General features: G+C 40.5%; 13 protein-coding genes and 1 pseudogene. 8 read left to right on the top strand and 6 right to left on the bottom strand.

Annotated features, from left to right (window positions below; genetic code table 11):
- The first annotated feature begins 3 nt into the window (after nucleotides 1-3).
- Complete coding sequence (locus BVC89_RS18745; RefSeq protein WP_086932662.1) at nucleotides 4-1701, top strand: ATP-binding SpoIIE family protein phosphatase; 1698 nt, start codon at nucleotides 4-6, stop codon at nucleotides 1699-1701.
- 40 nt (nucleotides 1702-1741) lie between these two features.
- Here the strand turns inward: BVC89_RS18745 and bioA are convergent, their stop codons facing one another.
- On the bottom strand, nucleotides 1742-3043 hold the full coding sequence (bioA, locus tag BVC89_RS18740; RefSeq protein WP_216825008.1) for an adenosylmethionine--8-amino-7-oxononanoate transaminase: 1302 nt from the start codon (nucleotides 3041-3043) through the stop codon (nucleotides 1742-1744).
- A 339-nt stretch (nucleotides 3044-3382) separates the two neighbouring features.
- Here bioA and BVC89_RS30755 point away from each other — a divergent pair.
- A pseudogene (locus BVC89_RS30755) lies at nucleotides 3383-3652 on the top strand (MmcQ/YjbR family DNA-binding protein); the annotation flags it as partial.
- On the opposite strand, the gene BVC89_RS18730 reads toward BVC89_RS30755, so the two are convergent.
- Nucleotides 3649-4455, bottom strand: a complete 807-nt coding sequence (locus BVC89_RS18730) for a hypothetical protein (protein ID WP_086932660.1) — start codon at nucleotides 4453-4455, stop codon at nucleotides 3649-3651. The pseudogene BVC89_RS30755 and the gene BVC89_RS18730 sit on opposite strands and share 4 nt — an antisense overlap.
- A gap of 472 nt (nucleotides 4456-4927) precedes the next feature.
- Here BVC89_RS18730 and ttcA point away from each other — a divergent pair, with 472 nt between their 5' ends.
- Together ttcA and BVC89_RS18720 are read left to right on the top strand one after the other, a co-directional pair.
- Nucleotides 4928-5815 carry a tRNA 2-thiocytidine(32) synthetase TtcA gene (gene ttcA, locus BVC89_RS18725; RefSeq protein WP_086932659.1) on the top strand — a complete coding sequence of 296 codons (888 nt, stop codon included), beginning with the start codon at nucleotides 4928-4930 and terminating at the stop codon, nucleotides 5813-5815.
- A 286-nt stretch (nucleotides 5816-6101) separates the two neighbouring features.
- Nucleotides 6102-8543 (top strand): EAL domain-containing protein, encoded by a 2442-nt coding sequence (locus tag BVC89_RS18720; protein WP_086932658.1) that lies wholly within the window; start codon nucleotides 6102-6104, stop codon nucleotides 8541-8543.
- 20 nt (nucleotides 8544-8563) lie between these two features.
- On the opposite strand, the gene BVC89_RS18715 is transcribed toward BVC89_RS18720, so the two are convergent.
- Nucleotides 8564-9280 (bottom strand): 16S rRNA (uracil(1498)-N(3))-methyltransferase, encoded by a 717-nt coding sequence (locus tag BVC89_RS18715; RefSeq protein WP_086932657.1) that lies wholly within the window; start codon nucleotides 9278-9280, stop codon nucleotides 8564-8566.
- Between the two features lie 220 nt (nucleotides 9281-9500).
- On the opposite strand from BVC89_RS18715, the gene BVC89_RS18710 reads away from it, so the two are divergent.
- Nucleotides 9501-10646 carry a trans-sulfuration enzyme family protein gene (locus BVC89_RS18710; protein ID WP_086932656.1) on the top strand — a complete coding sequence of 382 codons (1146 nt, stop codon included), beginning with the start codon at nucleotides 9501-9503 and terminating at the stop codon, nucleotides 10644-10646.
- A 208-nt stretch (nucleotides 10647-10854) separates the two neighbouring features.
- Here the strand turns inward: BVC89_RS18710 and BVC89_RS18705 are convergent, their stop codons facing one another.
- The 3 genes from BVC89_RS18705 to BVC89_RS18695 are packed head-to-tail and all read right to left on the bottom strand — an operon-like array spanning nucleotide 10855 to nucleotide 15734.
- Nucleotides 10855-14118, bottom strand: a complete 3264-nt coding sequence (locus tag BVC89_RS18705; RefSeq protein WP_158658025.1) for a TonB-dependent receptor — start codon at nucleotides 14116-14118, stop codon at nucleotides 10855-10857.
- Nucleotides 14119-14160: 42 nt separating this feature from the next.
- The gene (locus tag BVC89_RS18700; RefSeq protein ID WP_086932654.1) at nucleotides 14161-15201 is read right to left on the bottom strand and encodes a FecR family protein; all 1041 of its coding nucleotides are present in this window, start codon (nucleotides 15199-15201) and stop codon (nucleotides 14161-14163) included.
- A gap of 5 nt (nucleotides 15202-15206) precedes the next feature.
- The gene (locus tag BVC89_RS18695) at nucleotides 15207-15734 is read right to left on the bottom strand and encodes an RNA polymerase sigma factor (protein ID WP_086932653.1); all 528 of its coding nucleotides are present in this window, start codon (nucleotides 15732-15734) and stop codon (nucleotides 15207-15209) included.
- Nucleotides 15735-16366: 632 nt separating this feature from the next.
- Here BVC89_RS18695 and BVC89_RS18690 point away from each other — a divergent pair.
- The 3 genes from BVC89_RS18690 to BVC89_RS18680 all read left to right on the top strand — a co-directional run bounded on the left by BVC89_RS18690 (nucleotide 16367) and on the right by BVC89_RS18680 (nucleotide 20605).
- The gene (locus BVC89_RS18690) at nucleotides 16367-16639 is read left to right on the top strand and encodes a hypothetical protein (protein ID WP_086932652.1); all 273 of its coding nucleotides are present in this window, start codon (nucleotides 16367-16369) and stop codon (nucleotides 16637-16639) included.
- 63 nt (nucleotides 16640-16702) lie between these two features.
- Nucleotides 16703-17485, top strand: coding sequence for a hypothetical protein (locus tag BVC89_RS18685; protein ID WP_086932651.1), 783 nt, complete (start codon nucleotides 16703-16705; stop codon nucleotides 17483-17485).
- 303 nt (nucleotides 17486-17788) lie between these two features.
- A complete protein-coding gene (locus tag BVC89_RS18680) occupies nucleotides 17789-20605 on the top strand; it encodes a TonB-dependent receptor (protein WP_086932650.1) in 2817 nt (938 codons plus the stop codon).
- Nucleotides 20606-20627 lie beyond the last annotated feature (22 nt).

Below are 20627 nucleotides of genomic sequence, written 5' to 3'. Positions count from 1 at the left end.
ATTATGAAGCTTCTCGTTGTCGATGACCATGAATATAATCGCGAGCTGTTATCTTTTATACTAGAAGATGAAGGTTATGATGTTGTCTACGCAGAAAATGGAGAAGAAGCCTGCGAACAGGCTCGCAATGACTCTGATATTAATCTTATTCTCATGGATGTCACTATGCCTGTCATGGACGGCATTGAGGCAACACGTATTATAAAAGAGGAATATGGCGAAAAACTAGTGCCTATTATTTTTGTCACAGCACTTGATGATAGCGAAGTTTTAGCAAAGTGCCTCGACGCTGGTGGTGACGATTTTGTACCTAAACCCATTAATGAAAGTATACTTCTGGCAAAAATTAAAGCCCACGCTCGAACTCAGGAAATTTATCGAAATTTAGAAAAAGCGAATGAAAGGTTGCAGTATCATAAGAAAGTCATGGATCGAGAACATCTTATTGTTGAGCGGATCTTCGAGCGCGGTGGTAATAGAGTTAAAACAGACTGCTTAAATGTAAAAAAATATACGTCACCTATGTCCATGTTTAACGGTGATATTATTTTGGAAGCTCCCTCTCCAACGGGTGGTATTTATAATTTAGTTGGAGATTTTACTGGTCATGGATTAGCTGCCTCGATCGGTACATTGCCGGTAACAGAGATTTTCTATCGCTTGTCTGAGCAACAGGTGAATATTGGTTTGTTTGCTAAAGAGATCAATAAATCTCTGGTTGATCTTTTGCCTGGAAACATGTTTTTTTGCTGTGCTATTACCTATCTTGATAGTAAAGGGAAAACCTTATCACTTTGGGCCGGCGGTATGAATGATGTGCTAAGAGTCTTAAACAATGCTGAGCGCGAAATCATTAAAGTCCCCTCGGAGCATATGCCCCTTGGCATACTTAAAGAGGAGGAATTTGATGAAACGCCGCTCTCTATTGAAGTGACTCAAGGGGAAAGAATTTATATTTATAGTGACGGTATTAATGAAGCCACTAACGAGAAAGACGAGGAGTTTGGTCTTGAGCGTATAGAAGCAATTGTCAGACAAGATAAAGACAATTGCATGCAGATTCTTATTGATGAAGTACATGATTATCAAAGTGGTGATGGCCAAAGTGATGACATATCACTTATTGAGATTACTATCGATAAGCCTGTTCATGTAGATAAGAAAACACAAGAAAAAATAGATATATTAGAGCGAGATAATTCGTCCGAAGCTTTTGCTTGGAATTTTTCCATGAAATTACAGGGCGAAGAACTAAGAATTAATAGTATTGTTGATCAGCTTATGGTTTTCGTAGGTGGAATCCAGGGTGTTGAGTTACATAGAGAGAAGATTTTTACTATTGTTAGTGAGTTATACAGTAATTCACTTGAGCACGGAGTTCTAGGTTTAAAGTCTAGTTTAAAAGATACTGCTGATGGATTTAGTCAATATTATAAATTGAGAAAAGAAAATCTGGAGAAGGTTGGAAAAGAGGATTTTATTGACTTGGAGTTTTGCTTTTGTAAGAGTGATTCTAATTCGATAATATTAAAAATTACCGACAGTGGTAAGGGGTTTGATTTTGAGCATACTATGAAGCGACTAGCTGAAAATGAAGATTCTCATGGTAGAGGTTTGCCCTTACTCTATGACTTATGCTCTTCCTTGGAATATTCCAGCCAAGGAAGAACCGTAACGGCAGAATATAGCCTCAAGCTTTAGCGCTGCATTTTAAGCGTGTTTTTCGTAGTTGATTTTTTAGTTATGAGTAACACTCTCTGAGCACCGCCTCAATTTTGGAGGTTAGCATAGTAATATCATCTTGCGTTGAGATAAATGGCGGCATCGTATAAATTAATTTCCCAAAAGGACGCAGCCAAATACCATGTTTAACAAAAAGTGGCTGGATCTTTTTCATGTCTACAGGCTGGTGTAATTCCACTACACCAATTGCACCCAATACTCTAACATTATTCACACATTTAAAATCTTCGCAGGTGCTTAATCCTTCTTTTAGCCAGCGAGAAATATTCATAACTTGTTGTTGCCAATTATTTTCTAGCAATAGCGTAATGCTTGCGTTAGCCACAGAACATGCCAAAGGGTTCGCCATAAAGGTAGGGCCGTGCATAAAAACACCAGCTTCCCCCTGACTGATAATATTTGCCACAGTGCTATTGCATAAAGTGGCAGCCATGCTCATATACCCTCCGGTTAAAGCTTTGCCCAAGCACATAATATCAGGCGAAATATCGGCATATTCGCAGGCGAATAATTTTCCTGCACGGCCAAAGCCGGTAGCAATTTCATCGGCAATTAATAATATTCCATAGTCATCGCACAGCTGCCGTACTTTTTTAAGAAAGTTAGGTGAGTAGAATCGCATACCGCCAGTGCCTTGTACAATTGGCTCAAGAATGACAGCAGCAATTGAATCCTTGTGTGCCTGTGCCTTGTGTAAAAAATTTTCAAAAAAGCTATCGTCCCAGGTTTGTTCGAAGCCACATTGTGGCGCTTCAGCAAAAATATTTTCTTGCAAGAATCCAGAAAATAACTGATGCATTCCCGTTACTGGATCACATACTGACATTGCACCAAAGGTATCACCGTGATAACCATTCTTAATTGTTAAAAAGTGACTGCGTTGTTGCCCTTGTGAATTCCAATATTGAATTGCCATTTTGAGGGCAACTTCCACTGCGACAGAACCTGAGTCGCAGAGAAAAACCTTATCTAAACCTGCTGGTGTTAACTGGGTGAGTCTAACGGCTAAGTCAACGGCAGGTTGATGTGTGAGTCCACCAAACATAACATGCGACATAGTGTCGATTTGTTGATGTAAGGCTTGGTTTAAACGGGGGTGGTTGTAGCCATGAATGGTGCTCCACCAGGACGACATGCCGTCGAAGAGTTTTTCACCTGAATGTAGGTTTAGGTAACACCCTTTTGCTGAAGCCACAGGAAATAGCGGCATATCGCTATTAACACGAGAATAGGGGTGCCATACGTACTGCCGATCTTTCTCCAACAGTTGCTGGGTGAAAAGTTTATCGCTATCTTTCACAGGGTTACCTATATTTAAAAGCTGCTATTGTACATTGATCTATTAACCTGGCAATCAAATAGTTCTTTCACAACTATGTGATTAATCTGTAGGTTAAGGTTTTCCTACTTTACGCTATGACTCAAGAAAACATAGAAAGCAATTTTGCCCTATTAATAGTAATATGTGGTCAAATCATCGCTTAAAAAATAAGGTATACGATCTTTGATCGACGATATATTTAACTATGGATGTGGAACAAACAAAACAGTATTGCCGAGCCTTCCAAGGAGTTTTAGAGCAGAATACGGGACACCCGTCTAATGTGTTAGTTTTTCGAGTGGATAAAAAAAATTCGCCTATTTTAAGACAAGTGCACCGGAACAATGGCGATTTAGCATACGTGTTGATCCTGATTTGTATCTAGGCCTTACCGATCAGCCTGGTATCAAACCCGCCCGTTATATGCATCGTTATCACTGGGTGACAATAATCAACGTACAAGCCGTTGATGAGCACTTTTTAAAAGAATTAATTTGCTGGTCATATGAAAAAGCGTTAGTGAGCTTGTCAAAGAAAACACAAAAAAATCTTTTAGAGAGTAGTTCCAGTAACATTAACCGACATTAAAATACGTGATTTCTTGCTTTATATGTTCGAGTTTCTTTCGAGTTTATATAATTATTATAGGTTTTTGGTGATTGTGTGCAGAGGCTATAGCAACTGCTATCTTCTTTTAGCGCATTGATAAAACTATCGAGTTGGACAAAATATTTATTATCGTGTGAGGCGATAGTAAAACGTATAAGTGAGTGACAGGATGGACTGCGTTCAAAACTCACTCTCCTTATTTCACATTTAAGCTGCATGCGAAATGCTTTATTGAATTCCAGATAACATTGACAACGCTCAATATTTGCCAACATAGGCCTAATATCTGGGCCATAAAATTCGGCCAGTGCACCATGTGCACTCAAGTTCTTGATATACCCAACAATGGGGATTTGGTGGGGTACAGTCACTGAAATTTTTGGCCCGCGCCTGTTCTCAAAGTAGATACGGGAAAACCACCGTTGGTTGTTGCTAAACCTGTGATCTAAAAGTCTGAGAGTATATAAATCGTAGAGATTATCAGCGATCTCACATTGGAGGTTTAAAAACTCTTCGCCAGTTTTTAATTGTAACCAGAACGGTGAACTCTCAAGAGACTTGAGTACCTTATGACAGACAGGCGGGTGTAAGCCGTCAATGAGTATTGAATTTTCGTAATAATTAAAACCTAATAGTACGCTGTGGTGAATCTGTGGGCTGTTGTTTAAATAAATTGTGAGTTTGGCATGTTCTTGTTGTGCATCTAATAACGCTCTTAGCAGCTTCTCATTGCCTTGGTGAACTCGATCGAATTGTGATGATGAATTAGTTTGATTCCCCACGATGCACACTCTCCTAGGATAGTTTGAACTCGGATAGATTAAATGAGAGCCTGCTAATACGGTTTGAATTGCACCTGCCAGTAGCCCCTTGATTATGCTCTGAGACAGTAGCTCTCATAAACTCTTACAATTACTTCAGCAAAAGCTATGCCCACAGTCTCTGTTTTATGCATTTTTAAGGATGTCTATTAGCTTTCAATGGCTAAAACCTATGTAACATACGCGCGAAATAGGCATAGAGCGCAGCCTTGTATGATTTGTGTTTAGGTGGTTGTTGGCTCGTAATATTGTGCTTTGTCGCCTATTTTTCTTGGAGGGGAGCTTATCTTACGGAAGCTTACTGCCTTTATTGCCGCTAGATGATTGCTATTATCGGGCTGCAGGCAGATAATTTCCTCTTCGATTGCATTTCATCATAGGTGTGAAAACCGTACAATGTGCGCCTTTATATATTGTACAAAGGTAAATACTCGTGGTACCCGATCGCGACCAAAGAAAACCCAGGCTTGAATTTAACAAATTGCACAAACGCTTACGCCGTAATGTGGGCAAGGCCATCTTAGACTATAACATGGTCGAAGAGGGTGACCGTGTTATGGTCTGTTTGTCAGGTGGTAAAGACTCCTATGGCATGCTCGATATATTATTGAGTCTCAAAAAATCTTCCCCTGTAAAATTTGAGGTTATTGCCGTCAATATGGATCAAAAGCAACCAGGCTTTCCCGAACATGTCTTGCCTGAGTACTTGGATTCTTTAGGGGTGGAGTACCATATTGTAGAAAAAGACACCTATAGTGTGGTGAAATCTGTTATTCCTGAAGGTAAGACCACATGCGGGTTATGCTCCAGGCTAAGGCGGGGTACCCTCTATGGTTTCGCCGAGAAAATTGGCGCCACCAAAATAGCCTTAGGCCATCATCGCGATGATGTGGTTGAGACCTTATTTCTCAACTTATTTTACGCCGGCCGCTTAAAAGGGATGCCCCCTAAGTTATTGTCCGATGACAAGCGTAACATTGTTATTAGGCCACTGTTTTACTGCTCGGAAAAGGACTTACAGAGCTATGCAGATTATAAAGAATTCCCCATTATTCCCTGTAACCTCTGTGGCTCTCAAGAAAACCTCCAGCGTCAGGTGATCAAGCAAATGCTTGCCACATGGGAGCGTGAGCACCCCGGCCGTGTGGAAACGATCTTTTCTTCCTTGCAACGAATATCCTTGTCACAGCTGGCAGATAACGAGCGTTTTGACTTTAAAGGTCTTACCCTTGACCGCACTGCGCCGCTTGAGGATAGTATCGGGATACCGGCAATAGATGATAGTGTCGCCTCGCAATTGGTTAAGGCGATCAATATTTAGGGCTTGTTGTTCTATGAATATGCTGCAAAAACAGGAATATTAGTATAAAGAAGCTAAGATTAAGTATTAGGGTCTATCCATATTCATTTTTAATATCACTGTTTGGCAGCAAATACGCCACCTGTTTGAGCTTAAGGCGTTAGTATAAATGGTGGTAATAAAGCCAGTATTAATAGCTTCTCGGGGCTTGCTAAAACAACGCTGAAAAGGCCCAAGTTCTATGGTTTGCTTGTTAACAGGGAAAACCATGTCGACATAGGTTCTACAACTAACTATAAGGTATGACGTGCAAGGTTTCGCTCAAGGAATATCATTCAGATTAGCAAAAGTTGGTGTTGTTATCGCGTTTATTGTTGGTATTTTGATGAGCGCTGTGCAAATGTATATCGATTACCAAGTACAGTCTACTGAAATTACTAGTCTTATTTCTCGTATTACGGAAGTATCAACACCTCCGGCTGTGCGTGCGGTGCATACCCTTGATGATAAACTTGCACGTGAAGTTGCCACAGGCTTGATGCGTTATGACTTTATTATTGCGGTAACAATTGAAGATGAGGAGGCCAACGAGCTTGCCTCTGCCAGTAAGCCGCGACAAGAGTCTAATACCCATTGGTTTACGCAGTTTTTCACTGATGATCTAAAACTATACAGTTCGTCTTTATTTATTCCTGGTGAGGTCAATGTTAGTGGCCATATGCTTTTTGTGGTGGATTTAGATATTGCCTACCGACCTTTCTATCAACAGTCTGTCGTACTTATCAGTTCGGGCTTAATTCGCAGCTTTTTTTTAGTGTTATTTTTGTTCATTGCCTTCCACTACATGCTCACTAAGCCTCTGATTAACTTGTCTGTTCAGATGAAGCAGATTAATCCTGGTAGTCCCGGTGAACAGCGCCTTAATCGCCCTCATCAGACAGATGATGAACTGAATCAACTGGTGCAGAGTGCTAACCAACTTCTGGATACTGTAGATTTGGCGCTGGCGAAGCGGCGTGCGGTGGAAGTGGTATTGCGTAAGAGTGAAGAGCATGTACGCCAAATTATCGATAGCTTGCCCGTCTGGGTAGGGGCGCGTAATTGCGACGGTTATTACATTTTTGCCAATAAAGCGCTATCGGGTTTTCTGGGGACAACACCCGATCAGATGCGCGGCTCTCACATCGGTGAGTTTGAACAGTATTCGGCTATGTCGCCGTCGGAGATTGTTGCCCTTGATGCGGAAGTCATTAAAAACCGCCGTCCTGCCCAAATATGGGAAGAAAAGTGGGTGGATATCAACGGCAAACCCCATCAAATGCACACCTACATCATGCCCATGGAATTTTATGATGAGGTAGTCGCCTTAGTTGTATCATCAGACATCACTGAGTTGAAGAATACCCAAGAGCTGATGGAACATATGGCCTACCATGATCCGCTGACAGACTTGCCAAATCGCAGCTATCTTCTAGAGCGTCTGGAAGAAGAACTGTCTCGCGCCACCATGCAGAAGGTTATTGGCGCTTTGTTGTTTATCGACCTGGATCAGTTTAAAAATATCAACGACTCGTTGGGCCACCCTGTGGGCGATGTAGTACTTAAACGTGTGGCTGAGCGCTTAACCTCAGTCACCGGTGACAATGATGTGGTGGTACGTCTAAGTGGCGATGAGTTTGTAATAATTCTCACAGGCTTAGGGGATCATCTGGATGATGCAGTGCTGCGTGCGGAAGCTGCTGGGGAGCGAATTAAAACCTCGATTGCAGAGCCTTATTACCACAATGATTTTGAGCTACACGTTACTTGTAGTGTAGGCGTTGTTATGTTTCCTGATGATGATGCTGGCGTACATGAGCTTTTACAATATGCCGATACAGCCATGTATCAAGTCAAAGATCATGGGCGCAATGCGATTCAATTTTTTAATCGCAACATGGCTGACAATGCACGCAATGTCTTAGTGATGGAAGGGGATTTGCACAAAGCCTTGGAAAACAAGCGTTTTAGCTTGCATTTTCAACCTCGTGCAGACTCTCAAAGCTCAGAAATTGTGGGTGCTGAAGCCTTGTTGCGATGGTATCACCCTGAACGAGGCATGGTATCGCCCGCTGAATTTATTCCCGTCTTGGAAACCTCTGGTCTCATTGTAGAAGTGGGACAATGGGTCATTAGTGAGGCAATTAAACAAGTGAAGCAGTGGCAAGCGCAGGGGCTTTGGCACGAAAATATGCGTATCGGTGTTAATATTAGTCCTCGTCAATTCCGCGCCGCTAATTTCGTTGATGATGTTATTAAAATCTGCACCCGAGAATCCTTCCCTCCAAATTTAATTGAGATGGAAATCACTGAAGGCATTGTAATCCAAAACCTTGATGAAACCGTCGGTACGATGGCCGCTTTATGCGCCGAGGGTATTAATTTCGCTTTGGATGATTTTGGTACGGGGTATTCTTCTATTAGCTATCTTAAACAGTTACCTGTTTCGATTTTAAAAATAGATAAGAGTTTTGTGCGAGATCTTACGGTAGATCGTAACGATAGGGTGCTTGTGGAAACTATTAGCGCAATGGGTAATATGTTAAAGCTAGACGTGGTAGCTGAAGGGGTAGAAACTGCTGAACAGCTAAAGTGTGTACAGCAATATAAGTGTCGATATTATCAAGGCTATTTTTGCAGTAAACCATTATCTCCACGAGATTTCGAGCGCTTACTGGTTAAAGGGAAAACCGCTGTACAGTTAGTTTAAGTGATCGTCGCCAACGATATTTAAAATTTAAATAACTTTGCCAACAGTACTGGCACAGCTGTTTCAACTTTCAAGATGCGTGCACCTAAATGGACAGGTGTAAATTCCCGCTCAACAAAATACGCCACTTCTTTTTCTGTAAATCCGCCTTCTGGGCCTACTACAAGACACGTATTTTTCTCATCACTCACCTGTGGACAAGACTGTTGGGTACCTGGGTGAGCAATAAAACGGTTAGAATTAGCCGCCAGTGTCGCTAAGTTATCTTCTACAAAAGGCCTAAAACGTAAGTGTTTTTCCACAATTGGCAGCTGGGTGGCCATGCCTTGTTCCAAACCTAATAACAACTGTTCGCGAATTGCCGTATCACTTGCAGCAGGAGATTGCCAAAAGCTTTTTTCCACTTTTCCCGTCTGTAGAAAACATAATTTTTGTGCGCCCATGGTTGCTACAGTCTGTAAAATACGTTTTAGCATTTGCGGGCGCGGCATGGCGAGAATTAATGTTAGAGGTAAATTCTTTGGCGGTTGCGTAATTAAATCGATATCTTTAATTGTCACCTCTTTACCAGTTTCATCTATAACGCCACTACCCATTAAGCCGTTAATTTTTCCCAGTTGAATTCTTTGTCCCGGGGAAAATTTAAGAATCTCACAAATATGACGACTTTGGCGCAAGTTTGCTATAGCTGTTGTTGGCGAGGTAAATTGATGGTCTTCAAGTAACAATAAATTCATGAAATTATAATGGCACGCAAAGCAAGTTATTGTAGCGCTTATCACTTTGTCTGTTAATAAAAATCTTAAGCAAGTATATGTTAGGAGGGGTTGTTAACATGCTCTGGCAAAAAGTAAGTGGTTTTTTTCATCGTTGAAGCTATGATACTCGTAAAAACTAAGCGGTACTTCTAACAGGAGTGACAGCGGTGACATCTTACAACTTAGAAGGGCGATAGATTTGAGCAGTAAAGAGTTAGCAGATGAAACAATTTTAGCCGGTGGCTTGGGCTTTATGGATGACAGTTATCGAGGTGTTATTCCAGGCGTTTATCCAAGTACTACTTATGAAAGAGCAGAGGATAATTCTTATCCTAGCGGCAAAATTTATACACGTGATCACAACCCTAATTATCAACAACCAGAAGCTGTACTGGCCGCTCTAGAACATGGCGAACAGGCCATGCTTTTTTCGTCGGGAATGGCCGCCGCCACAAGTGTTATAATGGCGCTTAAACCTGGGGATCATATCGTTGTACCAAAAGTGATCTACTGGTCTTTTAGAAATTGGCTGCAAACCTATGCTAGTGATTGGGGTATCGAAACCACCTTTGTTGATAATGGCGACCTTTCTGAACTGAAAGCTGCCATCAAGCCCGGTAAAACAAAATTGCTTTGGTTAGAAACGCCAGCGAACCCTACCTGGGTTGTAGACGATATTGCTGCATGGGCAGATATCGCTCGTGAAGTTGGTGCTAGATTGGCAGTGGACAACACCGTGGCTACACCCCTGTTGTGTAACCCTTTAGATTTGGGTGCGGATATTGTCATGCACTCTGCTACTAAATATCTCAATGGCCATTCTGACGTATTAGCTGGTGCGTTGGTGACTAAAGTCGTTGACGATCATTGGCACCGTATGGCAAATATTCGCGCCTCCGGTGGTGCGGTGTTGGGGCCGTTTGAAGCGTGGTTATTAATGCGTGGTATGCGTACCTTAGCGGTAAGAGTGAAACAAGCCTCGAACAACGCGTTAGCCTTTGCAAAGGCGATAGAAACCCATCCCAAAATACATGCGGTTATGTATCCTGGCTTAGAAAGCAGTGCTGGCCATCGTATTGCCAAAAAGCAAATGAAAGGTGCCTATGGCGGTATGCTCAGTATTCGGGTAAGAGGTGGAGAATCAGCAGCTATTGCCTGTGCAGCTAAACTGGCTATTTTTAAAAGAGCCACCTCTTTGGGTGGGATTGAGAGTTTGGTCGAGCACCGTGCGAGTGTTGAGGGTGAAGGGACACCATGTCCGGCCGACTTATTGCGTTTGTCGATCGGCATTGAAGATGTTAATGATTTAATTAACGATATGAAACAAGCGTTAGAAGGAAGTTAACGACTTATCTTTATATCTCTATCTTTGTTTCTTTAAATGAGTGCCTACTTATTAGCGGGGCGAAAATAAAGAGTACACATCAGTACCAGACCTTCAGAGGCAGGACGCCGACGTAGAGCGTACAAGGATGTATTCACAGCGTGTCTGGTAATGATGTGTCTTCTTTTCAAGTACCTTGGTAGTAAATAGGCGCTCATTTACATTAATTTTATAGTGTCCACTGAAACCCAACACGGTACACTGCGCCTCTTTGTTCATAGTAGCGCAAGAGGTTTGGCATTCCTTGAAAAAAAACAAATTCATTTTCGCCAGTAATATTGTCGCCCTCAAGATATATATCCAGGTTTTTTGTTACGGAAAACTTTGAAGAGAAACCGAGTTGACCATAGTCGTCGGTGACTTCTACCAATCCACCTCTGCCTCGGTTTGCCCGCACAAATCCTTCTCTAAAGTTGTAATGGAAACCCAAATAAAAATGATTTTTTTCGTAGAAAACAGAAAGGTTGTAGATATTATTCGAAAGGTTTTCTAAGGCTTGTTTAGTATTCATTGCATTGCTAGAAAGTATATCGGTATATGTATAGTTCATCTGATATCCTAGACCTGATTCGAACACATATTGCCAAGCTAACTCCACACCACCTATTTTTGCCGCAGCAAGATTTTCTGGACGGCGCACGTTGATGCTTGGTGAGGTGTTAGCTTTTGTCAGATGATCGGTTAATATCCTATCTGAAATTACATCCTTAATATCTTTAATAAAAATAGCCGCACTAGCGTGAGCAACATCCCCATACCATTCCAAAGATAAATCTGTATTCGTCGAGCGCATCGGCCGAAGTTTTGTGTTACGCACTCGGTTAAACATAGAATTACCATCAAACAAAGTGATCTCGACTGTGCTTAGTTCCAGAGGATCGGGGCGGGCAATAGTTTTTGATGCGGCAATGCGAAAGCTAATATTTTCAGAAAATTTAAAGCGAGTATTAAACGCCGGTAAAATATTCCTATATCTGTGCTGATCAGATATTGGCAACAAGTTTTCAGTATTTCTTTGTGATGGATTGGGCGCCGCTGTAAAAGGTCTTAGTTTCGCACCAACAGATTGTAATCTTGTGTCAGCAATACGAATCCCGATATTGGTATTCCACGAGGTATTTTTCCAATTTCCATTAGTATTTAATTGCAGGTAGATAGCATTTATCGTTTCCGTCAATTCATTAGACAAATGCTCCCGTAGCAAGGGTGTAAATATGCCAAGTTCTTCTATCCTGGAATGTTCTGAAAAAGAATGGAAGTTACCTGTAGGGTTGCCTTCGGCATCGCGTACCGAGTCACCTTGTTGGATATTGGCAAATATATCTTTAAAACGTTCTGTATCAAAAGCAATAAAATCTGCTGGCACATTGGCGCCACTATCTTGTAAGAAGTTGTGCGCGGGAAAATCAACTAAAGCACTATCGAATACCTGAGGACTAAAACCTCGTATAGAATATTCGTAACCACAAAATAGGCATTCACGATCGGAATTGTCAAACACCAAAACATGCTTAGTGCGAGTAATATGATCCAAGCCTAGCTCTAGGGAAGTATTATTATTAAATGACCTCGAGCCATCAAGTTTAATGGTGTTTACCGTATCGGTAATTTTATTAAAAGAAACTTTCATAAAATGCGCACCAAAACTGCGCGGATTTAATCCTCGTCCTGTTTGATCAGCGCCAATATGGGGTAAAGTCGAGTCGGCACTGGCAAGGGAGGAGTTATAGGGTGCTAGTGCTATACTGACATCCGGCACTACACGTCCAGTGTGTTGATAGAATTGCTGAGTATTTGTTTGTGAGCCAATAACAAAAAAATTCCCTTCTAAAGAACGGTGATCTGTATCATCTCGGCGACCATAGGCTTTAGAGTAGGAGATATCTGCTGTAAGTTTAAGCGACGAAGTTGCTTGCCACTGAGTATTGCTACCAAATTGCCAGGTTTTCGTATTGGATTCTAGCCCGCGCGATACAAAATCGGTATTTCCATCCCAAGCATACTGGCTTAATACTTTATTTTCTGCGACAACAATATTAGTCAAATCTCCATTACAGGTACAGGGAAAGTGGGAGCTACTATAAGCCATTCCTGGGCTTGCAAAATCGGAGTACAAAAAGTCAACCGTTGTTTCAAAACTTCTGTTGGGTTTAAATTGGAAAACTAGGTTTCCTCCAGTGCGTTCATGTTGCTCGATAAATGTGCCAAAGTTTACTGAGCTGTGAATAGCCGTTCCAAGTAAACGAGCTTCTGCGGGTAAGTTGATAATATTATTCTGCGAGTCTATTTCTGCCCGAGCTTGCCAAGTCTGTAATGGTGACTCGCCTTCCCGAACTAAACCGGTATTTGTCATATCGTAAATGTCGCTGGTAAATGTACCAATAGACTCAGCGACGTCTACTCTAAAGTTTGTTTTCGAATAATTAAATCCTGCTGATATACCAAGGCTATTATTTAAAAATAAACCATGGGTGAGTCCCGACGAATTGACACTATTATCTTGAATTAAGTTATTACGCGAAACCTCGAATAAAAACTTTGATTGCACTGGCTTTTCATCGAAGGGTTTATACGGTACTAAGTTAATTTGCCCCCCGATACTTCCATCTCCCAGTGAGGTAAGTGATGTTTTGTACACTTCCATACGAGAGAAAGAATCATTTGAAAAATTATCAAAGCTCAACTCTCGACTGCGATTTTCGGTGGCTAACAAACGTCCGTTGTATCTCACCGTATTGAAAGAGTGACTGATGCCTCTTAGTGAAATAAAACGGCCACTACCCCCACGACTTCGACTTACGGAGACTCCCGGAGCATTAGTTAGAGCTTCTGCAGGATTAGTCGCTAAAGACCTCCCTTTATCCTGTGTATAGACAACATCAATAACACTTTTATCGAACTGTTGTTTGAAATTAATATTGTTTATAGAATTATTACGAGATCCTCTGACAAGGACCTCTTCTTCTTGTAATTGCTCGCTTTCTCTAGGGGTGGGGGTAGGTTTTATATATATTTCACTAAGATCATTGATAATAGGTGGTCGGATAACGATTATATCGCCGGGAGTGATCGTATAAACAAGGCCTGTGTTCTCTAGCATCAACTCAAGTGCTCTCAGTACCGAAATTTTTCCTGAAATTGAATGTGATATTTTATTTTGAAGATACTCTGGGAGGGCTGTTATTGATTCATTACTTTTTTCGGAAAGGACAAGTATCGCTTTATCTAATGATTGAGCGGGGATATCCAGTTGAATAGTAGATTTTTTTCCTGTTATCTTATCAATCCTATTTTGAATGTGAGATTCTGCGTATATTTTATTCGTAATAAGTAAAAAAACACACAGATAAAGAGAATAAAGGAAGTAGGTGTAATTTTTATCTTTGACAATTACAAGGTTTTTACTGCTAGAAGCTCGATCTACTATATTCATGGTTAGACAACACATATCCTTATGTAACATGGTATCAGCCGTTTACAGCTCTGAAGCAATAATTATCCTGTCTGCCCGCTCTTTATATACTTTTACCGGTAACAGCAAGGGGAGGGATTCTAGCATTTGACCAATCTGAGCAGCGTTAAAAGAGGCGGTAATTTTCATATCGCCTAAGGCTTCTTCATTCAAGAATATCTGGCCATTGAAAAATCGATTAGCGTCCTCTATAACGTCACGAAGGTATGCATCACGGTAGCTTAGACGTCCAGCCAGCCAGTCGCTTAATAAGCGTGTATCTACTTTTGTTTTTTTACTTAATCTGAGTTCTTTTTCTTCAGAAACGATAGTTATCTGATCGCCGCCAGAAAGATGCTTGCCTGAAGTAGAATCGGTATCGGATATATTAACATTAACATCGCCTTCGACAACGCTAACTCGGATGTTTCGATGTCCAAGTCTGATATCAAATTTAGTGCCTAATACCCGGGTATCAATGCCACCTGCTGATACAACGAAGGGACGCGAAGGACTTGAGGTGACATCAAAAAAAGCCTGGCCGCGCTGTAGCTGAAGTTTTCTCATACGCTCTGTGTAGATCACCTCTATAGAAGACGCTCCACTAAGTGTCACAATGCTGCCGTCTACAAGTATCACTTCTTGAATTTGTCCGACTTCAGTTTGGTAGTGTAAGGGAGCCTTGTTGTCGTAAAACACACCTACAGTGATAAGGGTAAGACATAATATAGTTGTCCCTATTCCTGCCCAAAGCTGTGTTCTTAAATTAGCTTGCCAAAACTGAAAAATAAAAGGCCAGCGGAAATTGCCAGAGCTTTTTTCATTTCTAGATAGCGCTTTATCTTCAGCAAGATCCTGTGTTGGTATATATTGAAGCTCACTTATTTCATACCATATTTCATCAAGGTCTAGGCAGGCTTGTTGATGTCGAAGGTCTGCCAGTTTCCAAGCATCAAATGCTTTTAGATCTTTATCACTTACATTGCCACCGTAAATAAGCGCAAACCATTGGCAGGCTTCTGTATCAATGCGATTTTTATCAGTGGTTTCAGCATCTTTTAGCATAGTTATCACTCATATGATTCCGCATCCAGTGCTTGTTTACATTCCAGTAAAGCCTTGGCGATATGTTTTCTCACTGCTGCTTCGGATATTCCCGATCTTTTTGCAGCTTCAACATTTGTGACTTCATCAAAGCGATTCATTAGTAGAAAGTTGCGTCGTTTTTCAGGCATACGGCTAAGTGTATCTGACAGTACCTGTAAACGCCTCGACGCCAGCAATATACGTTCTGGATCTATCTCGTGATATTCTTCATCTGCCTCTTCATTTATATAGCCTTGTTCTTCTATATAACGTTGTCTTACTGTTGAACGCCGTTTCCTGTCAAGTGCAACATTTTGCGCAATCTTATAAATAAAAGCGCCAGGATTATCGATAGAGTTAGCATTGGGTAAGGCGGCAAATTTAGCAAATGCGGTTTGTGCTGTGTCTTCCGAATCCATACGTGAAAAGCTAAACTTTTTGCATAAATATCCCGTCAACTGATGATAGTAACGGCGATAAATTTCACTCAGGGTTTGTTGCTCAGACTTCATGTTCTGTTAACATCCCAGTACGTAATTGAATAGTGCTGATGTCGCTTAATTGTTATTTTTTATACCGTCTATGGCGCTATATTTATAAGGCTATATCTATAAAGCGGTAGCAATAAATTACTTTCCCAATGATGTTATTAGGCATTTTATCTAGAGCCTAGTAATAATGCCTTCTAATAGAGCACAATCACCCTGTAGTATAACAACCCCAGCAACAACTTTAGTAATAACAGTTTTGCAATTAACTAAACGAACCTTGCACATTAATTAAATGGCAATTAGTTATATTTATAATACTTATACTGTAAAAAACAATAACAAATTAGACTTAGACAAACAAGCTTGTTTTATCAAGTGCTAATATTTGGTGGGTTTTCTTAGAGGTTCGATTTTAGATACATCATACGTTTTAGATATGGCTTTAAAAACAGCCGGTCATTTTAGATACATTGCCTTAAAGATTAATAATTTTTATAAGTACGAAACCAATTTGTAAGAACGTGTATAGATATAACATTAAATGCTTACAATACAGCGTATCACCCAATGGAGTGTTTATATGCCAATTCTAGTTGTTGTGTTTTGATCAAGCTTATCTACCAAGCACATTATTATTTTATTTTGGAGGGCTTATGGAAAAGTATTGCGCTGATACTTTACTTGTAGATGTTAATAGTAAACTTCTAGAAGAAGTAAACACTAATGATTATACAGTATATAAACGCAGATGCTTTCATACAAACTGTGCGCAAATAGTATCGACTGTTCAGCTAGAGAAGCTGGTAAAAGAATTAAAACATATAAGGCAAGAAAATTTACGTTTAAAAAAAGAGCTTAGTCAAACCCAAGAAGATAGAGATATTTTGATAAAAGCTGCCACATATTTGGCAAAGTCCTATAGGTAAAGTTCGAATTTATTTCTTCCTTACGTTTAAGGTAAGACATTTCATATCTATAGGAAAATAATTATGAGCGGTTTAGCTAAACATATAAGTACATTATTGTTATCGTTACTAGTTGTAATGTTATTGATTTTGTTATTATTTACGGCAAAAACTTATGCAGCTTCACAGGTATACGATATGGAGGCTGGGGCGAGTTATAGTGATGTTGATGGAGAATATCAGCTGGATTTAACAGGCTTATGGGAGAGTAACGGGCCTATTTCGGATCGCTCAGGTAAATTACATTATGTTTATACTACCCCAGATGGTAATGTTCGCAAAGGCGAGTACTCTGTAAGGTATAACTCAATCGCGAGGTCAGCAGATATCTCTTACAGTGGCACCTATCGTTACCAAATAGAATTGTGTTACGAGTATATGAACCAAACGATGACCTGTGAATTGCAAAACTGGTCTACAACGGTTTATGTTACTAACGGTACTGTACCTACCCCAACACCCTTACCATCACCTATAGATGATCCAACACAAACATTCAGTATTAATCAAGGTGCTTTTTATTCTTCAGATAAAAACTCATATTTTATTCAAGCACCATTCTCATTATGGCCAGGTAGCAACGGGCCAGTTGTGCGTATTACAGGCGATCTATATGAAACCTACTATGGATCTGCAGGACAATCATCCACCCACTATGAAATTGATAGAAATGCCAAGATCACATTAAAAAACAAGCCAGATGGTGTATATAAGTATACGTTAAAGGCTTGTGTTTATTGGTATGGTGGAGCAAGAGAATGTAATGGCCCCGGATATGCTACCCATGTGATTGTTGATAGAAAATAGCCTCTTATTAGTAGGACGTACAAGGATGTACTCACAGCATGTCTGTTACGGATTTTTATTCTTTCCATATATATCTATATTAATTTCACTTATTTTTTATAAGAAAACTATTTGTAGGTAATACAAAGGGATTTTTTTACAGGCGAAAAAATATTGTTGCACAGTAATTGGCGGTGCGAATTTTATCTTAAAACGCGTTAACACAGAGACATTATTAACTTTTTATTAATGTCGATAAAAAAATATTTTAATAAATAATGGACGCCTGTCTGTAATTAAAACAACGTTGTTAATGGAGAAAAAATGTATAATAAGAATAAAATTTTAACGCTATGTGTTAGTTGTATGACTTTTTCTGCAGCCATTTCTGATGCTCAGGAAAATAAGTATGCCCGAGAAGAAGTTGAAGAAATGATTATCAGAGGTCCTATCGAGGGTAGTTTAAAATCTGCTTCTCAAATTAAAAAAAATGGTTCTGGTGTTCTCGATGCAATCTCTTCAGAAGAGTTAGGTAAATTTCCTGATGCCAATGTTGCCGAGTCTCTACAACGTATCACAGGAGTGGCTATTACACGCAGTCGCGGAGGAGAGGGGCAGTTTGTTACAGTGCGTGGCTTGGGTGAAGAATTTAATAGTGTGACCTTTAATAATCGAGTACTAGCCACCGAGAGTGGAGGCCGGGAGTTTAGCTTTGATGTTGTTGCTTCAGAACTTGTGTCCGAGGCGCAGATATATAAAACCTCCCAGGCAGCATTAACAGACGGAAGTATTGGTGGGCTGGTAAATATTAAAACCGCGAAGCCCTTTGATAAAATAGGGCTTCGCATGGCAGGTTCCATATCAGGGATTTACGATGATCTGGCTGATGATACTGGATTGAAAGTCTCTGGAATAATAAGCAATACTTTTGGCGAAAATGATGACTGGGGTATTCTAGCTTCATTTTCCCATTCAGATAGAAACGTTCGCACGGATGTGGTTGAGGGGGTAAATTTTTTTAATATTAATGTTGATGCAAATAATCAAGCCGATGACCCTAATGACAATATTCCCCTTGTACATAACAATGCGCGCTACTCTTCGATGACAGTACTCAATAGCACAGAGGAGAGGACACGCACAGGTGGCACATTAACGTTACAAGTACAGCCTTCAGAAAACAGTGAGTTGACATTCGATATACTCTATTCAGCCTTCGAAAGCCCCTCAGAATCTGCCGGAGTCTCTTTTTTTCCTGGCAATCCAATGCAATTAAGACCAGGCTCAATTAGTGTTAATGACAATAATTTTGTCGAATCTTTTGAGGCCGAAGTGCAAGTAGACTTACTTTCCAGGTCTACCGATAATGATACACAAACCATTCAATACGGTATTAATGGAATACTGGATATTAATGACCAGCTGAAACTAGAAGGCGATATAGCATATTCTAAAGCCGATGGTGTGCGTAATAATACTGGGCCGGCAACAAACAGCGGTTCTTTTTATGTGATCCAAATACCCAATGCTATTGCATCTACACATGCACAACCATTTGCTGTGCCAGATTTTCAGTTTACTGGCCCCAACCCTAATTTTGATCCTGTAAATGGTGGGGATATTCTTGCCCCTGAAAATCAGGAGCCATTAGACCAGCTACTTCCCAGTCAACTAAGCACCCATTTTGCACGCAACGATTCAAATAACATTAAAGATGAGGTGCTTTCTTTAAAACTTTCGGGAGAATATGTATTTCAAGACGAGATAGCGCTTAAGTTCGGTGTTGACTATACTAATCGTCAAAAAGATACCTTGGTATTTAATAACCTCAACCCCTCCACGGACTGTCCAGTATCACTTTGCAGTAGTGCTCGTACCCTACAAAGTATCGATCCTAATTTTTCTGCAACAAATCTTAATCTAGGCGATTTCCTCAGCGATACCAGTGCTAATTTGCCGCGTAATTTTCCTGTTATTTCCACTTCAGAGGTGGAGAGAATTTATCAACTGTTCGCATCGCAAAACAATATGGCAAATCCGCTCACATCGAGATTGCAGTTGGCCAATTCCAATAGCATTGAAGAATATATTATCGGTGGTTTTGTACAGCTTGATCTCGCCGGAGAAATTGCACAGAAAACATGGCGATCCAACGCTGGACTTCGTTTAGTGGAAACAAACCTCGATTCAAGTGGCCATATTAATGACATACTTTCCATTACTGGCACTGGACAAGGTAACCAGGAATTTGCATTTAGCGATGACATTCCAATTACATTATCACACAACTATTTTAAAGTTTTACCTTCTTTCAACCTTGCCATTGATATTTCAGATAAATTCATCATACGCAGTGCGTTTTCAAAAACGATTTCCAGGCCAACTATCTCAGATCTATCCACTGCAATCACAGTGACTAGGAAAAATGAGTTTACCGAAGCCACTTCCTCTGGCCGGCCACAATTGGACCCACCTGAATCTAATAATGTCGATCTTTCTATCGAGTGGTATGGTGAAAGTGCTTCGGCATCGGCGGCTATTTTTTACAAGGAATTATCGAATTTTATTGCCAATGTGAGCACCGTCGAACCAAGGCCTATTCAATATTTCGACGATTCAGATGGCGATAGCAGCACAGCGCCAATAGATCAAGGTATTCGTACAATTAACTTTACAAACTCACGACCGACCAATGGCGATTCCGCTGAAATCACAGGACTGGAGCTTGCTTACCAAGTAATTTTTGAATCAAACTTTGGTTTTCTGACAAATGTGACACTCACCGATAGCAGGGCAACGGTAGTGGGTGTCAGTAATTCTTTTGAAAATATTTCAGACCTGTCGTACAACCTATCCGCTTTTTACGAGAATGAGATCTGGCAAGCGAGAATCTCGTTTAATCACCGTAGTGATTATGTCAGAACCACCATTGGTTTACAGGGGCTAACACAAATCGTCGACGATTATAGTCAGGTTGATGCCTCGTTGAGTTACAGCCCTATAGATCAACTCACGTTTTTTCTTGAAGGTATCAACTTAACTGGAGAAGACTATTTCGAGTATTCAGAAATACCAGAGGCGCTAGTCACCTATGAAGATAATGAACCACGTATAACTTTTGGCCTGCGCGCTTCTTTTTAATTACTAGATTATCGAGGCACTA

It is taken from the genome of Agarilytica rhodophyticola (assembly GCF_002157225.2).
In the GTDB taxonomy this organism is placed as follows: domain Bacteria; phylum Pseudomonadota; class Gammaproteobacteria; order Pseudomonadales; family Cellvibrionaceae; genus Agarilytica; species Agarilytica rhodophyticola.
Note: the sequence above shows the minus strand (reverse complement) of the source record. Positions and strands in the feature narration are given on the sequence as shown.

What these genes read in the sequence shown, in the direction of transcription:
- BVC89_RS18745 (WP_086932662.1), top strand. Translation starts at nt 4, where the DNA reads ATGAAGCTTCTCGTTGTCGATGACCATGAATATAATCGCGAGCTGTTA.
- BVC89_RS18715 (WP_086932657.1), bottom strand. Translation starts at nt 9,280, where the DNA reads ATGAATTTATTGTTACTTGAAGACCATCAATTTACCTCGCCAACAACA.
- BVC89_RS18705 (WP_158658025.1), bottom strand. Translation starts at nt 14,118, where the DNA reads ATGAATATAGTAGATCGAGCTTCTAGCAGTAAAAACCTTGTAATTGTC.
- BVC89_RS18700 (WP_086932654.1), bottom strand. Translation starts at nt 15,201, where the DNA reads ATGCTAAAAGATGCTGAAACCACTGATAAAAATCGCATTGATACAGAA.
- BVC89_RS18695 (WP_086932653.1), bottom strand. Translation starts at nt 15,734, where the DNA reads ATGAAGTCTGAGCAACAAACCCTGAGTGAAATTTATCGCCGTTACTAT.
- BVC89_RS18690 (WP_086932652.1), top strand. Translation starts at nt 16,367, where the DNA reads ATGGAAAAGTATTGCGCTGATACTTTACTTGTAGATGTTAATAGTAAA.
- BVC89_RS18685 (WP_086932651.1), top strand. Translation starts at nt 16,703, where the DNA reads ATGAGCGGTTTAGCTAAACATATAAGTACATTATTGTTATCGTTACTA.
- BVC89_RS18680 (WP_086932650.1), top strand. Translation starts at nt 17,789, where the DNA reads ATGTATAATAAGAATAAAATTTTAACGCTATGTGTTAGTTGTATGACT.